The sequence below is a fragment of the Paenibacillus sp. MABNR03 genome, from assembly GCF_050455445.1.
Lineage (GTDB): Bacteria > Bacillota > Bacilli > Paenibacillales > Paenibacillaceae > Paenibacillus > Paenibacillus xylanilyticus.
This window is the reverse complement of the sequence record NZ_JBCIYR010000002.1, coordinates 183460-198904: the sequence shown is the minus strand read 5'-3', so window position 1 is coordinate 198904 and position 15445 is coordinate 183460. Positions and strand designations below refer to the sequence as shown.

12 protein-coding genes are annotated in these 15445 nt (G+C 49.5%); 2 read left to right on the top strand and 10 right to left on the bottom strand.

Annotation, left to right across the window (positions count from 1 at the left end):
* Positions 1 to 9: 9 nt before the first annotated feature.
* Positions 10 to 2196, bottom strand: coding sequence for an FAD-dependent oxidoreductase (locus AAIH57_RS09625; RefSeq protein ID WP_430021466.1), 2187 nt, complete (start codon positions 2194 to 2196; stop codon positions 10 to 12).
* 431 nt (positions 2197 to 2627) lie between these two features.
* On the opposite strand from AAIH57_RS09625, the gene AAIH57_RS09620 reads away from it, so the two are divergent.
* Positions 2628 to 3857 (top strand): nitrate/nitrite transporter, encoded by a 1230-nt coding sequence (locus AAIH57_RS09620; RefSeq protein WP_175397808.1) that lies wholly within the window; start codon positions 2628 to 2630, stop codon positions 3855 to 3857.
* 72 nt (positions 3858 to 3929) lie between these two features.
* Here the strand turns inward: AAIH57_RS09620 and fabF are convergent, their stop codons facing one another.
* Positions 3930 to 5174 (bottom strand): beta-ketoacyl-ACP synthase II, encoded by a 1245-nt coding sequence (gene fabF / locus AAIH57_RS09615; RefSeq protein ID WP_430021465.1) that lies wholly within the window; start codon positions 5172 to 5174, stop codon positions 3930 to 3932.
* Between the two features lie 140 nt (positions 5175 to 5314).
* Here fabF and AAIH57_RS09610 point away from each other — a divergent pair, with 140 nt between their 5' ends.
* Positions 5315 to 6181: a helix-turn-helix transcriptional regulator gene (locus AAIH57_RS09610; protein ID WP_175397720.1), complete on the top strand. Its 867-nt coding sequence runs from the start codon at positions 5315 to 5317 to the stop codon at positions 6179 to 6181.
* 120 nt (positions 6182 to 6301) lie between these two features.
* Here the strand turns inward: AAIH57_RS09610 and AAIH57_RS09605 are convergent, their stop codons facing one another.
* The 8 genes from AAIH57_RS09605 to AAIH57_RS09570 form a co-directional block, all read right to left on the bottom strand.
* Positions 6302 to 7141 carry a MetQ/NlpA family ABC transporter substrate-binding protein gene (locus AAIH57_RS09605; protein ID WP_175397721.1) on the bottom strand — a complete coding sequence of 280 codons (840 nt, stop codon included), beginning with the start codon at positions 7139 to 7141 and terminating at the stop codon, positions 6302 to 6304.
* Positions 7142 to 7215: 74 nt separating this feature from the next.
* The gene (locus AAIH57_RS09600; protein ID WP_175397722.1) at positions 7216 to 7887 is read right to left on the bottom strand and encodes a methionine ABC transporter permease; all 672 of its coding nucleotides are present in this window, start codon (positions 7885 to 7887) and stop codon (positions 7216 to 7218) included.
* Positions 7884 to 8669: a methionine ABC transporter ATP-binding protein gene (locus AAIH57_RS09595; protein ID WP_175397723.1), complete on the bottom strand. Its 786-nt coding sequence runs from the start codon at positions 8667 to 8669 to the stop codon at positions 7884 to 7886. The genes AAIH57_RS09600 and AAIH57_RS09595 overlap by 4 nt, the downstream gene beginning before the upstream one ends.
* A 131-nt stretch (positions 8670 to 8800) precedes the next feature.
* Complete coding sequence (locus tag AAIH57_RS09590; protein ID WP_430021464.1) at positions 8801 to 11086, bottom strand: PQQ-binding-like beta-propeller repeat protein; 2286 nt, start codon at positions 11084 to 11086, stop codon at positions 8801 to 8803.
* Positions 11087 to 11181: 95 nt separating this feature from the next.
* On the bottom strand, positions 11182 to 11976 hold the full coding sequence (locus tag AAIH57_RS09585) for an energy-coupling factor transporter transmembrane component T family protein (RefSeq protein ID WP_430021463.1): 795 nt from the start codon (positions 11974 to 11976) through the stop codon (positions 11182 to 11184).
* Complete coding sequence (locus AAIH57_RS09580; protein WP_430021462.1) at positions 11951 to 13465, bottom strand: ABC transporter ATP-binding protein; 1515 nt, start codon at positions 13463 to 13465, stop codon at positions 11951 to 11953. The genes AAIH57_RS09585 and AAIH57_RS09580 overlap by 26 nt, the downstream gene beginning before the upstream one ends.
* Positions 13466 to 14059, bottom strand: coding sequence for an ECF transporter S component (locus AAIH57_RS09575; RefSeq protein WP_430021461.1), 594 nt, complete (start codon positions 14057 to 14059; stop codon positions 13466 to 13468). It lies immediately after the preceding gene.
* 443 nt (positions 14060 to 14502) lie between these two features.
* Positions 14503 to 15171: a pectate lyase gene (locus AAIH57_RS09570; RefSeq protein WP_175397729.1), complete on the bottom strand. Its 669-nt coding sequence runs from the start codon at positions 15169 to 15171 to the stop codon at positions 14503 to 14505.
* Positions 15172 to 15445 lie beyond the last annotated feature (274 nt).

Below are 15445 nucleotides of genomic sequence, written 5' to 3'. Positions count from 1 at the left end.
GCCTTTCAATCAAGTAAAAGTCACTTCGCCCACTTCTCTGCCCACCAGCTCATACTGGAATTGTTCATCCAATAAATTCTCTCGAATCGACATGAATCCTAATCGCTCTACCCATGCCCAGAGGGGTTCATCGTACCAGGCCGTCCGGCGATACCACTCCATACATGCCGAGAAGAGCCGTTCTGCATCTTCTTCCATCTCGGCAAGTCCAAGGAGCCTCCCCTCCTTCACCGGATGTGCTGCATGACCACCCACGTAAATTTCCCAGCCTGCAGGAGATTGCTGCAAGCCAGTATCCTGTACGATGGGGCTTACCCAGGAATCGGCTCCGGCAGACACGGCCACTCTCACGGGAGAAGGCATTTCTATCCCTCTCCACCTGAGTTGAAGCTGCTCTGCCAACGATTCGAACTTCAGCTCATCCGTATGGACTTCGATACCCGTAAAGGTACCCCGATGTTTATCGTTCCACGTCTCAGCCTGGTCAAGCTGCTGCACGTTCATCTGCCTTCTGGATATCAGCACATAATAACGAAGTGCAGGACGGCAGATGCGGCAGCCTTCTTCTGTTTTCCAGTCCAGCCTTTGCATGATCCCTTTCATTTCATCACTCCTATTGATCTCACGTACGCGATCTGCTGAAGATTCAAGCAGACAGCCATCTCCAGAAGACATCGGATCCAAAGCTTCTTTTAGCGAGGCATGACCCAGGTCCGTACAACTGCAAACAGGCCTTTCTAAGGACTTCACTGCTCCTGCTGCTGTTACCGCTCCGTTTGCATCACCGCCGTTTTTCTTGAGATTCAGGGTATGCTTCACAAGTGCTGCGACCATAGGGCGACATCCGCCGCAGGAACCGGAGGCTTTGGTATGTTCCTTGACCTGTTCTGCCGTTTGCAGCCCCTTATCCTGAATGGCTCTCATAATCGCCACCTTGTTTACATTGTTGCAGGCACATACCGTCTCTTGTTCAGGCAATGCCGCTGCAGCCATCTCTGCAGGATCCGGGCCATCTTCACGGGGAGCCAGCGCAGTAACTTCAGCCCCCCGCTGAACAAGACCCAGTAAGCTTGTGCTTTCCGTTGTATCCCCGAACAGGATCGCCCCACTTACTTTCCCATCCTTCATTAATACTTTTTTGTACGTTCCGCGAATGCCATCAAGCATCTGTACAGCCGTCTGCATTCCGTCTCCGCTAATATGGCCGGCCGAGAACACATCAACACCTGATACCTTCAGCTGGGAGTATGGAATGGAACCTTCGTACTCTGTTGTCTCCTGTCCGCACAACCAGCGTGCGAGGACCTTGCCCTGTTCATATAAGGGAGCAACAAGTCCATAACTGATTCCCCGATGCTCAGCACATTCCCCAACGGCGTACACATCCGGCACACTCGTACGCATATAGTCGTCGACCACAATAGCCCGATTGGTCCTGATTCCGCTCCGCCTGGCCACATCAACATGGGGACGAATGCCCACGGCGACAACGACAACCTGAGCTTCAAGCTTTGAACCATCCGTAAAAAGAAGTCCCTGAGCCTGTGACCGGCCAACAATTTTCTGTGTGTTTTTGGCCAATAGGAATGTCATGCCCTGCGCTTCAAGTTCTCGCTGAAGCATGGTCGCTGCCTGCATATCCAATTGCCGATTCATAATATAGGGTGCGTTATGCACGACTACGGCTTCCATACCCAAATGCAGCAACCCACGCGCAGCTTCCAATCCAAGCAATCCACCACCGATGACGGCTGCCTTACGATGCTCCTTGGAATATTCGGACATGCGTGTGCAGTCGTCTATGGTCCGGAAGGACATTACCCTCTCTTTATCCACACCCGGAATAGGCGGAATAAAAGGAGCGGACCCTGTTGCCAAAATCAGAATGTCGTAAGATTCCTTTATCCCGGATACCGTTTCAATGGTTTTGGCCTGCGTATCGATTCTGTGGACCATCTCGCCCGTGCACAGCCGAATGCCATGCTGCTCATACCAGGTCCAATCGTTAATGATAATGTCCTGTAACGCATGCTCTCCCTGCAGCACTTTCGATAACATGATCCGATTGTAGTTGGGCCGCGGTTCATCCCCATAGATGACAATCTCATAGGTATCCGAAGAAAGCGCAATAATCTCTTCCACACACCTAACACCTGCCATGCCATTGCCGATAACGACCAGTTTTTTCTTGCTCATGGGCTGCCCCCTGTCTCTGTTACATGTCGATTTAAAAATAAACAGAAAAATCCCTTCTCCATTCATTAGGAAAAGGGCACCGTTGCCTCCGGAACTTACACGCCTTTGTGTGAGTTCATATTAAATTCAGATTACGGCAATCTTTATTACATGTCAACAAAATTAACACTAAAATATGAATTTATGTTCCTGAACAATTTATTTTAAAATTTATGTTATTTTTGTTGACACAAACAATTTCTCTTTTTATAATTTGAATCAAAATCACAGTGCTGTGATCAAATCAGGTGCGGGAACACAATGACGTGTCCTGCCTGTCGGCAATGAGGCCGCAAATCGTTCAAATCTGGACGAATTGCGGCCTTTTTCTGCCTAAACATGCACATAGACAGGTTAAGATTATTCTATTGGATGAGGAGCGATGCTAAATGATGGAGAGCAAAAGTTTTTGGAAGAGCGGGCATAAGCCCAGCCTCTTCGGGGCATTTCTGTATTTTGACATCAGTTTTATGATCTGGGGCATGCTGGGCCCACTTGCGGTTGTTATTGCAATGGACTACCCGATGACCCCCTTGGAAAAAGCCAATTTGGTGGCACTGCCCATCCTTGGTGGCTCCATTCTTAGACTCGTTCTTGGCTTTATGTCCGATTATATCGGTCCAAAGCTCACGGCGCAGATTGGTATGGGTGTAACGCTTGTCCCTCTATTGCTGGGCTGGCTGTGGGTGGACTCGCTAAGCCAATTGTACGTGGTTGCTCTTCTGCTCGGTGTTGCTGGCGCCTCGTTTGCCGCTGCTCTACCCCTGGCAGGACAATGGTATCCCAAGGAGCATCAGGGACTTGCCATGGGGATCGCCGGAGCAGGTAATAGCGGAACAGTACTTGCTACCCTGTTTGCCAATCGGCTGGCAACTCATTTTGGCAGCTGGGAAGTTGTATTCGGGCTTGCCATCATTCCAATCGTGGTCGTGTTCATCCTGTTCTCCATCTTTGCCCGTAACAGTCCCCACCGACCAGCACCGAAGAAGCTGTCTGAATACGGCACATTGCTGAAACAAAGAGATGCCTGGGTGTTCTGTGCATTTTATTGTGTGACCTTTGGCGGTTTTGTCGGGTTGTGTAACTATCTGACCATCTTTTTTAACACCCAGTATGGCCTGTCCCCTGTTCGCGCCGCCGATATCACAACCTTTTGCGTCATAGCGGGCAGCTTCTTCCGACCTGTCGGAGGTTACCTGGCAGACAAAATCGGGGGTACACGCATGCTGACATTCCTTTATACTGGTGCATGCATCATGCTTGTAGGCGTGTCTTTCCTCCCGCCCCTTCCCGTTGTCGTCGTCATGTTATTCCTGGGCATGATGTGTCTTGGGGCCGGTAATGGTTCCGTGTTCCAGCTGGTTCCACAACGATTCGGCAATGAGATCGGTCTGATGACCGGGATTGTTGGCGCAGCTGGAGGCTTGGGCGGATATGCACTTCCGCTGATTCTGGGTCAACTGTACAGCTCCTACCAATCCTATACACCAGGATTCGTTATCCTCAGTCTTATCGCTGCCGCATCCATGCTGCTGGTACTGATTATGCAGTCCAAATGGCGCGGCCAATGGCTGAAAAATTCCTTCACAAGCAAAACGGAATCCACATCCCTCACTTCATAAACGATATGGTAACTGCATCATAACCTGAAAAGAGAACAGCACAGCCCTTGGCTGCTGCTGTTCTCTTTTTTGTCAGGATGAATATTTACGAAAGACAACGACGGCATTATGCCCGCCAAAACCAAAAGAATTGGACATGCCAACCTGCACTTCAGCCTCTCTCGCTTCATTTGGCACGTAATCCAGATCACACTCCGGGTCCTGCTGCTCCTGATTGATCGTTGGTGGAATGAGTCCATGCTGCAAACTTTGGATCAGTGAGATGGCCTCAGCTCCACCAGCAGCTCCTAACATGTGTCCTGTCATTGACTTGTTAGCCGTTACCGGAATGCGATAAGCAGCTTCACCGAAGAGTTGTTTAATCGCTCTGGTCTCCGAGAGATCTCCCGCTTCGGTACTGGTCGCATGGGCATTGATCAGATCCACCTCATGGGGCTGAAGCTTCGCATCAGCCAGCGCAGCTCTCATGGCCAGATATGCTCCGCGTCCTTCCGGGTGGGTCGCAACCATATGATATGCGTCTGAACTGGCTCCATACCCAACAATCTCGGCAAGGATCTGAGCATTTCTGGCCCGTGCGTGTGCCAGTGATTCCACGACTACAATCCCTGCCCCTTCTGCCATAACAAATCCGTCCCTCCCTGCGTCAAAGGGTCGACTCGCCGTTTCATAGGTTTCATTTCTTGTCGATAATGCAGTCGCATTACCGAAGCTCGCCAGTGAAACTTCAGTGATGGCAGCTTCTGTACCCCCGGCAAAAATCACATCTGCGCCTCCGTCCCGGATGAGCCGATATGCTTCCCCTATGGCAGTATTGCCAATGGAACAGGCAGTTACGGGTGAAAGGGTTGGTCCCCAGCATCCGAACTTCATGCTCACCATGGCAGCTGCCATATTGGAAATCATCATGGGCACAAGGGTTGGACTGACCCGGCCAGGACCACGTTCTGACAGCAGCTTTCCTTGCTCCATCAGTGTTTGAATGCCGCCAATGCCGGATCCAATGTATACCCCTACTCGCTCCCTGTCCAGCTTCTCCATATCCAGACCCGAATGCACGAGGGCATCGTCAGCTGCTGCTACAGCGAATTGGCAAAATCGATCCATACGGCGGGCTTCCTTGCGTCCGAACCGCCCCTCCCCGTCAAAATCCCGGACGACACCGGCCATTTTTGTTTTATATGAAGTTGTGTCAAAGGCATCAATACGTGTTATGCCCGATTTCCCTTGCACAAGCCCGTTCCAAAATGTATCTACATCATTACCCAGTGGTGAGACGATCCCCATTCCTGTAATAACAACCCGTTCGCGTTCCATATACCAATCATCCTCCTTGGACACTTCTTGCTTGCAACTGAACTTCTGCATTTATATTGGCACGTGCAATATCCTATTACAAGTTGTCAATTATAATAGTATAATGACTACCATGATAAACGAGGTTGAGGTGGAATGAGATGAACCAGGATGTCCGGCTTCAGGCATTATCCGTATTTCTGAAAACACAACGTGCCAAAATTGCCCCGGCGGCGGTGGGATTGCCAGAAGGCACCCGGCGTAGAACACCGGGTTTGAGAAGAGAAGAAGTAGCGCAATTGGCGGGTGTAAGCACGACGTGGTACACCTGGCTTGAACAGGGAAGGGATATCCAGGTATCCCATTCGGTACTCGATAACATTGCGTCCGCCCTCAAGTTGACCTCGGATGAACGAAAGTACTTGTTCTCTCTAGCCATGGAGCATTACTCAGAGCTCCACATCCGAGAAGAAGAACCTTATCAGCTTCACCCTTCCTTGCAAAAGATACTGCAGGAGCTCCAGAATTGTCCCACCATCATTTCGGACCGCCGCTGTTACATCGTTGGCTGGAATGACGCAGCCCGCCATGTCTTCATCGATTTTGAGCAGATTCCTGCCGAACAGCGAAACATGATCAGTCTATTGTTTGAACGGAAGGAATTCCGAAGACTGGCGGTAAACTGGGAGGATTTTGTTCTCGGATACCTTGCGATCTTCCGTGCTTATTACGGTCAATATGTAGATGATGAATGGTACAATTTATTTCTGAACGAAATGATGGATCGATATCCGGAATTTCAGTCCCTGTGGAAACAAAGCAGTGTGAGCAGCGCCCCGGATGTTCTGATCGAATTCAGACATTCCCGAGCAGGCAAGATGTTGTTTGACCTCACCTCATTACAGGTTCAGGGAAGTACAGATCTGCGATGCAGCATATACACACCTGCACAGGATACAGCAACCGAGCGGAAACTGATGCGCCTTATGGAACGGGAGAAGGAACGCCACTCTAATCCTAACGTTTAAGCATTACAACAACACGTATAATCAACAATAAAAAAGATCCGGGCGGGTTCCGCTCGGATCTTCTTATTGATCAGTCAGTCCTTTTGAATCAGGTACTGATCACTTTATTCACATTAAACTTTATTCAAACGCCGGAATCGCGATGTCAGCATACTTCTCTTCAAAGAAGGCCTTCACTTCAGGTCCTGCCATACGTTTTGCCAGCTTCTGAATTGCTTCGGAATCCTTGTTGTCCTCACGTGCAACCAGGGTGATGGCAAAATGGGAATCATCCTTCTCCGTGAACAGCGCATCCTTCTTCGGTGTAAGTCCCAGCGGGCTTGCATACGCTGGTGTCATGGCAACCAGATCTGCATCATCCAGCATGCGGGCCAGCATCAGGAGATCTACTTCCTGGAACTTGAAGTTTTTTGGATTATCGATGATGTCTGATTGTGTTGCATTGAAACCGGCGCCTTCTTTCAGCTTGATCAGGCCGTTCTGTTCCATCATGACCAGGGAACGTCCAATGTTGGACGGGTCGTTGGCAATAGCCACCGTTGCTCCTTCAGGCAGTTCATCGATGGATTTATACTTTTTGGAATAAGCGCCATAGATCGCGTTGTAAATCGGCTGTACAGCGACCAGATTAGCGTTATTTGCTTCGTTGAATTGGTTCATGTAAGGTACATGCTGGAAGAAGTTTGCATCCACTTCCTTGTCCGCCAGTGCAGTGTTCGGTTGAACGTTATCGGAAAGAACAACTACTTCCAGATTAACGCCATCTTCTTTCAGCAAAGGTTTCACAATATCAAGCACATCTGTCATTGGCGGAATCAATGTAGCTACTTTCAAGTTGACTTCCTGTGTGGTTTGGCTACCTTCATTGCTTCCTTCTGCAGCAGGTGTCTCTTCTTTTTTACCGCACGCGGCTACAACCAGCATAACTGCGAGCAGCATAAGTACCATTTTTGCTTTCATCTGCGTTTAACCCCTTCATCATGTAATCTGTAGTGCGATACTGAATTCTTCTCATCTGTAAACCCTGTGTTTCGTCATGATCTCCGGTCGAGCCAGCGGGACAGTCTGCTTCCGGTAAACTGGATCATCTGTACCAGAATGATCATAACAATGATCGTAAATACCATGAGATCTGTCTCAAATCGCTGATATCCGTACCGAATGGCAAAATCACCAACGCCTCCACCGCCCACAATGCCCATCACCGTGGAATAGGAGATAAAGCTGATCGTCGCTGTGGTCAGCCCCAATACGAGACCTGAACGTGCTTCCACATACAAAAATTTCAGCACAAGCTGCATCGTCGATGCACCCATGGATGATGCAGCCTCAACCACACCTTTGGGCACGTCGAGCAGGGCCTGTTCCACCAATCTCGCATAATAGGCAATGGCAATGACCGAGAGTGGAACAGCCGCCGCGAGCGTTCCCATCGCCGTTCCAACGATCATTCGTGTGAACGGAATCATGAATACAACGAGCAGCAAAAACGGGAACGAACGAATGATATTTACGAGGCTGCCTAAAATCGTGAACAGGGGCCGGTTCTGATACCGCTGCCCTCTTCTGAACAGATACAGCAGGGTGCCTAGCGGAAGGCCGATCAGAACAGCTGCCGCGATCGAGATCCCTACCATGACAAAGGTCTCTCCGATGGCCTGCCATATTTCATGCTGATACTTCAACACGGATTCAGGTATCATCATTCATTGCCCTCCACTCCCGCCGTCGCCGCCTCTTCACCAGTGAGCAGGGATGTCAGCAAATCGGGCTGTGGTGCGGGAATGCTGCGAACTTCGGCTTCTGTCAGCGTCCGGACAATACGTCCTTCCTTCATAACAGAAATCCGGTGGCAGAGTCTTCGCGCAACCTCCATCTCATGTGTAACCAGCACAATAGTTACGCCCAGCGTCTCATTGACGTGACGCAGCACGTCCAGAATACCATTCGTCGTCTGTGGGTCGAGCGAAGATGTCGGTTCATCGCAGAGCAGTACATCGGGCCGGCTCGCAAGAGCCCTTGCGATCGCCACACGCTGCTTCTGTCCGCCACTTAACTGGGCAGGATATTGCTTCGCCTTATCCTCTAAACCTACAAACTTCAGCACCTCAAGTCCACGTTCTTCCCGTTCTCTCCGGGATACACCCGCCAGTTCAAGAGGCATGCACACATTGCCGCTAACCGTCCGGTTGCTCACCAGATTGAAATGCTGAAAGATCATGCCAATGGATCGGCGCGCCTGACGAAGACTGCGTTCGTTCATTCGTGTCAGGTGCTGTCCACCAACGGTTACTTCACCCGTATCCGGTTTTTCGAGCCCATTAAGCATGCGAAGAAGCGTCGATTTCCCTGCACCACTGGAGCCGATGATACCGTGAATCTCCCCCTGTCCCACTTCAAGCGAGACAGAGCTTAACGCCTCGAATCCCTGATCGGCCCGGGACCCGCGTTCGTTATAACGCTTGCTTACGCCATATAATGAAATCATGGAGAATCCTCCTGCGATTAATCGTGCATGGTTCTTCGAGAACACATGAAAGAAAGCCCGCACAGCCGATAACCGGAGCGCGAGCAATCCTGTTCATTTATAATAATGCAACATTCGTTGTGAGACAAGCCTTAGCGAGAGATATCTGTGTTTAACTCCTCTGCATTATATAAGCTAAATCGTCCGTTCGACGAACCGATGTATACTTCATCCCCTACCCGATTCATGGTTCCATTCTTGGCGTCCCTGTCCCGGTGTTCCGGTGATCCCATGACTACGTCATGCACGCGACCAATGAGCGTACCATCCTCTTTGTTCATGACCAGCAGGTCCTCACCCATGGGTAACAGCAGTTGATCGTCAATCAACAGGTAACTTCCCTGGTTAGTGGGGTACTTCAAGGAGGAGATGGTGTTTTGTGCATTCCAGCGCGTCTCCCCTGTATGATAATCCAGCGCAGCCGGGTAACCGTTTTTGATCACAAATAATTGATCACCTTCCACAAGCCCCCGTTCAACTTTATCGTTCAATGTCCACCTTTTTTTGTTGTTCTTGGCATCATACAGTGTAGTTGTAAAATCGAAATAGTCTCCATAGTGATCGCCTTTCTTGTTCTCCCGGATCAGCAGCATGCCATCATTCAACACTTCGAAACGCTGCCCGTTCCTGGCCGGGAAGTGAGCGAGCTTCTTGCCTGAAGTCAGATCGACTAACACCCACTGATCCCCGAGCAGCATCCAACGTTCAGACAGTGCCTCCGTGAACGGATCAAGACGGGTTATTCCGTCGAAATACGGATCATTCTCGATATAATCCACAGTGGGTTTCCCTACCTTGATGCTCCATACAGTTCGGCCTGAAAGCGAGTCGGCTGCAATCAGCTGATTTTTCTCCCAGTACATGACATACGGGTCATCTGCCGACTGATTGAACAATTGATATCCGGCACTTAACTTCCTTGTCCAGAGTGTTTTTCCACTAGAGCTATTCAGCACCTTTATTCGTCCCTGACTGGAGCCTTCCTTAACCGGACTATCCACTACCACGACATTCTTCGCAGCTGTAATCCCACGAAGTGACAGTTTGGAGCCCGGCTTGTACTCCCATATCACTTTCCCATCCGATAGTTTAATGTGACGTATGCGGTCCTTGTATTCCTTATCTCCCGGAGCATAAGACGTATAGAGGGTTACACCCTCGCGCTTGGTATCCGTATATGCTTGGAGTGCCCCGAATCCTGCGTGTATTTCCCATAATTTTTTGCCTGTACGTCGATCAAGGGCATAAACCGACTTATCGTAATGCATGCCGCTAAATCCACCATCGTCGCCTTTCATCAGGAGTACATCTTCCGTTGCTGCTTGCAGAAAAGGATAGTTTAACTCTCCCTGATTGGTCCATGTTGATTTCCAGGGCAAAGATGAAGGCAGCGTTTTGCCGAGAATTTTGGTTGTGAATTGATAGTCGTCAGAACGGCTGAAATGCCAATCGGAAGGTACGACATTGTTTCGATCATCCAGCGTTAGGTTCCAGCGTGTTTGCATCAGTCTGCCAGCCTTGTTGAATGTCACCAGAAACTGTGCATCTTCCCGTTCATATCGCCAGGTCTGTCCAATGCTCATGGAATAATTGGTTTCATTCAGATTTTGGGAATTCTCTTTCCAATCCGGTTCGCCAAGCCATTGTGCGACTTGTTTGGAGGTTGTGGTTTTGCTGAGCATAATATCCGTCAGATGACGCACATCTGTTGTAGACATGGAAGCTTGATCCCCAAACCAGGCGTCAGCTACATAGGCACGCTGCTGTACATCTTTCGCCTTAACCCAGAGTATTGCCGGACGATATACATTCGACTCTTTGTTCCAGATACGCGGAGCAATCGATATTCCATACCAGTCCTTCGTCGTTGCAACGATTAGGGCATGATCCGTTAGAGCATCCGCAGAAGCCCAGCTTGTCTGGCTCCCAGGATACAGATACAACTTACTGCCTGCTCGGAGTGTAAAATTTTGCGGAGTGGACCTTTTCAAGGTTTTGCTCTCTTTGGATGCATACCATGCAGGTACCCAGTGATCCCCTCGACTGTCATCCTTGAACCTGAGCCATTCTCCCCGAACAGTGTGCACTTTTATTTTTTCTTCACTGGACGTATAGTACTGTATTCTCATCAGATCAACGGGAACGCTATTATCAACCGTTTGGGCATACAAAGGCAGGCCTTTCCCCAATGTTACGGTTTCCCCAACTTTATAGGTTACTTGTGCCGCTAAGGCTTGAGTAACTGAGCCTGAGGCCTTCCCTTCACCTGCGGATACGTTTAAATCCAGCACCAAGTATCCCGTAACCATCAGAGCGGCTACGCCGGTCATGCTAATCCATTGGTAACCCCTCTTGCGCCAGTTCCCGCCTGTCTTCACGTCTGTTCACTCCATCCGTTAGAAGTTATTTCCATTAAGGACGTTTTGAAGAAGAAAAAGTTACTACCTCTGCGAAAAATATCTCCTGTCCACTCTCACCTAACATCCAACATTGCCGGGTAATAAGGGAAGGCCCAGCCTAACGTATAAGCTATGGTAAGAAACGCGATAAAATATAATACAAACCATAGATCCGCCCGGGAATACCCGATCCGGATGTAATACGTCCGGCTTGCGCCATCTGCGAACCCTTTTGCCTCCATGGCGATTGCCATCCGCTCTGCCCGCCGAATGCTCTGCGCGAGCAGGGGAATGGCATAACGCTTCAATGTTCCGTATACGTTCCAGTGCGAGACACGCTGCTGCGTGCCGCGAATACGGATCGCATAACGCAGCGTCTGGAACTCATCCAGCAAGATCGGAATCATGCGCATTGCGGCCAGAAAGCTATAGGCATACTTGGGTGGAAGCCGCCATTGCTGCATGAGGGAGTAGAATAAACGAACCGGGCGGGTAGTTAGACCAAACAATAGCCCCGCAGCCGCCATACTCAGAGATCGAAATCCCAGGTGCAGTCCACGATAGAAGCTCTCTTCCGTGATATGTATCAATCCAAATTCATACCATGTTGTCTCACCTTTACCAAACATCATCATGCCTGTAGAGGTGGAGATAAATATCAATATAAAGGGCGATGCATACAGGAGCAATCGGTACCAAGGGTGACCCGTCCAGCATAGTAACAGAAGCATCACAACAGCTACATTAACCATAACGTTCAGATTGTGAATGAGGATAACCAAGACAAACATCAGCGTCAGAAAAATAACTTTTAGTCCCGGATTGACGGCGTGCAGCCAGGTTTCACGGTGAGGAAACGACAGCTGCATGCGCAACCCTCCCCTCGTCTACGGTCCACACTTTAGTACAATATCTGTTTACGATCTCCTGATCATGCGTAACCATTACAATGGCCGTCCCCTCATGTCGCAGACGCTCCAGCTGTCCCAGCATCGCAAACGTATTGCGTGCATCCTGCCCGAATGTGGGTTCATCCAGCAGCAATATCCGCTGTTTCCGAACCATGGCAGAGGCTACGCTCAGACGGCGTTTCTGTCCCATCGATAACTGATACGGATGCCGCCCGTATAGCTCTCCCAGTCCAAATTGCTCCAGCATATCGTGGGTCCGGGCACGCCGTTCTTCCGCAGTAAGCTCTCCGCCGAGCAATGAAAATTCCACCTCATCAAAAACCGAGTTCGTAACAAATTGGAACTCCGGATTCTGAAAAACAAATGCGATGCGGTCAGCCAGCTCTCTGGTCTTGCCTGGATGCTGTCCTTCCACACGATAATGACCCGTCGTTTTCAGGATATTCATCAGGGAAAGCAATAATGAACTTTTTCCGGCGCCATTGGCTCCAACGATCCCTACCCAATCTCCGTGAAACACTTCAGCCTGATCAATCTGCACTGCCGGGCTCTTCCCGCGCCATCCGGTGAATTGCTTCAATTCCAGTGCAGGCTGGAGTGAACCAGGTGCCTTGGAATCACCCTTCTCGGCATCCACACAAACGAAGGGCGGATATGTGAGATCCTTTTCAGAAATAGGTGTCTTTTCTTCCATCCTCCCTGCTCCACGTTCTTCCCACACACCCGGATACCAGATGCCGTACTCCCTGAGCATATTCCGTTCATTGGCAAACACCTGATTCGCCGGGCCATCTGCCACGATCTTCCCATCGGGCGACAGTACGATGATTCGGTCAACCACATCCACAACCTCACTAATCTTATGTTCCACGATAATGAGCGTCTTGTTCCGTGCGATCTGCTTCACCGTATTCCATACCTGAGTTGTTCCTTCATCATCCAGCAGTGCCGTTGGTTCGTCCAGGAACAGGACATCCGGTTCCATGGCAAGGATCGAGGCGATGGCAAGGCGCTGTTTCATACCCTGTGACATGGATTGAATCAATACACGATGATGTTCAATAGAAAGCCCTACCTGCTCCAGAACCTGCTGGATTAGATCCGGCATCTGTTCCCGTGGAATATTCCGGTTTTCGAGTACAAAGGCAATCTCTTCATCCGTATAGGACATGCAAAACTGGGTATCCGGGTCCTGAAAGACAATACCCGACTGGGTGGGTACCTGGATCTCATCACATTTCATCGGTATCTCTACAGACCGCGGAATGAGGCCGCTCAAAATTTGCAGCAGCGTGGACTTGCCTGAGCCGCTTGGCCCGAGCAGCAGCACTTTTTCCCCTTTACACACAGAGAGAGACAAGCCCTGGAATACCAGGTCCTGCTCTCCCGGGAACTTGCATCTAAGATTGGTGACACCTACCGCCTGCGAATTCCCTTCTCCGTTCATTTAGTCCAATGCCTCATAATCCTGCTTGGAGACAGGTCTCAAAGACCGGGTGACGCCTGTGAGTTCCAATGCTTTGGCAAGATAATAAGCAAACACACCGGCAATCAGGATGCTTCCAATGAAGCGGAAACCGATAAACAGCGTATAGTTCCACGCGGAGAGTGAATCAATATAACCGTATTGGTAGTCCAGCAAAAGAGAGGCTGCTGCTGCCCCGATGGCTGCAAGACAGGTAACGAACAGATTCGTTTTCCGGTACAAAAACGCGGCGAAGAAGATTTCTGCTCCAAGGCCCTGCAGCAAACCGTACACCAAAGTAGACATCCCCCATTCACTCCCGAGAAAAGCACTCACGGTTGAAGCCGCGACTTCAGCCAGAATGGCCACCCCCGGTTTGCGAATGATGATATAGGCGAACGTGCCCGCCATAAACCACATGCCATAAATCATCTGTTCCGCGTGAACGCCGAAAGGCTTCATCAGATCATACGTCGGTCCCCATATTTTGTAGATGACCCCGAATACAACCGCGATTACAATGGTCACCAAAATATCGGTTAACTTTAATTTGTTGCTGCGTATTGCTGTTGACATGTTCTCTACTTCCTTCCTCTGCTCCCCACGGGTTATAGAATGAAAACAAAAAAGCCTCCCCGGTTCCGGGCAGGCCATACGTATAGTATACAATCATCACGATTCGAGCCATGCAGAACAAAATCGAAGCGGGTCCTTTCACCAGCAAGCATACTCCCGCTCGCAATCAGAGATGATCCGTTCCAATTTTCCACACAAGGTACTCATCATGAATCCATGTTCTCTACGCTGGCATTACCCAGATCAGATATACGGTCAGCGGCACAAGGCCGCAATCTCAGCCCAACTTCATTGAGCTCCCGGTTCACTTTATTTCATTGCTACTAATGTACACCACATGGGTATTTGTGGCAATCCCTTACAGGCAGTATTCTGGCATGACAGCATAACCTTTATACGTCAAAAAAAGGCATCCTCGCGGACACCTTTTATAATCCTGATATTTAATATTGTGTATTTCCGGATTGGCTTGTTTTGCCTGAAGCAAATCCCTTGAACAGCGTAGGTACTTTGGAGTAACGGGTATTCGTAATTTTGCCCACTGTAGAACTGCTGTCTGTGCGCAGAATGGAATCTTTGACATTGGAGATATTCGAGCTGTCTACGTTCATCGTTACCGCGTAAGAGGTTCCCCCATTTTGGCGTACCAGCTTGCCGATATCATCAGCTCGGAAATTTTTAATGTTAATCGTTCCCGATGCATTCATTTGAAATACCTTGTCGTAGGCTTTGTATGCTGCCCCGCCTGTAATATTTACAGTCCCCGCAGATTTAAGCGTAAGTGCATCTTCCCCAACATCATTCCAGGTCACATTCTGAATATTGCAGTTGCCATAACAATGTACACCATCGGCTGCCGGTGCTTCGATGACTACATTTTTCAGTGTAGCTCCCGCCTCGAGACGGAAAATGGGCTTTTGGTTCTCGGCCTGACTACCATCTCCCAATGTGTTTGGATCTGCGGCTACACTTTTTCCTTTACCATCATAAGTTTCGCCCTTCTTGACGATAATCGTTGTCTTTACAATTTCGGGAGCAGCAGACACGGGTAATGCACCAAATACGGAAGCGACCAGACCTGCGGACAACAGCAACGCTAACATTTTTTTCATGCATAAATCCTCCCTTATTCAGATATATTGGTGTTCAAGCCAGCTTGTCTTCCCGGAACCCCAGAGGTGCACCTCTGCTCTGGAACCTATCCTGATCCTACCAAAAAAGGAGTGTAACGATAATAATCATTAGATTAGGTGTATCCATTGCGGCTTGCTGCCTGCTGTCTCCGCATTCTCAGCTAATCGCCTCCGCATGAGATGTGCTGATCTCAACTTCGGGTGTGCTCTATTTACAACCAGTAAAAAATCCGTAGAACAAAAAAAGAAACCC

What these genes read in the sequence shown, in the direction of transcription:
- AAIH57_RS09625 (WP_430021466.1), bottom strand. Translation starts at nt 2,196, where the DNA reads ATGAGCAAGAAAAAACTGGTCGTTATCGGCAATGGCATGGCAGGTGTT.
- AAIH57_RS09620 (WP_175397808.1), top strand. Translation starts at nt 2,628, where the DNA reads ATGGAGAGCAAAAGTTTTTGGAAGAGCGGGCATAAGCCCAGCCTCTTC.
- fabF (WP_430021465.1), bottom strand. Translation starts at nt 5,174, where the DNA reads ATGGAACGCGAACGGGTTGTTATTACAGGAATGGGGATCGTCTCACCA.
- AAIH57_RS09610 (WP_175397720.1), top strand. Translation starts at nt 5,315, where the DNA reads ATGAACCAGGATGTCCGGCTTCAGGCATTATCCGTATTTCTGAAAACA.
- AAIH57_RS09605 (WP_175397721.1), bottom strand. Translation starts at nt 7,141, where the DNA reads ATGAAAGCAAAAATGGTACTTATGCTGCTCGCAGTTATGCTGGTTGTA.
- AAIH57_RS09600 (WP_175397722.1), bottom strand. Translation starts at nt 7,887, where the DNA reads ATGATGATACCTGAATCCGTGTTGAAGTATCAGCATGAAATATGGCAG.
- AAIH57_RS09595 (WP_175397723.1), bottom strand. Translation starts at nt 8,669, where the DNA reads ATGATTTCATTATATGGCGTAAGCAAGCGTTATAACGAACGCGGGTCC.
- AAIH57_RS09585 (WP_430021463.1), bottom strand. Translation starts at nt 11,976, where the DNA reads ATGCAGCTGTCGTTTCCTCACCGTGAAACCTGGCTGCACGCCGTCAAT.
- AAIH57_RS09580 (WP_430021462.1), bottom strand. Translation starts at nt 13,465, where the DNA reads ATGAACGGAGAAGGGAATTCGCAGGCGGTAGGTGTCACCAATCTTAGA.
- AAIH57_RS09575 (WP_430021461.1), bottom strand. Translation starts at nt 14,059, where the DNA reads ATGTCAACAGCAATACGCAGCAACAAATTAAAGTTAACCGATATTTTG.
- AAIH57_RS09570 (WP_175397729.1), bottom strand. Translation starts at nt 15,171, where the DNA reads ATGAAAAAAATGTTAGCGTTGCTGTTGTCCGCAGGTCTGGTCGCTTCC.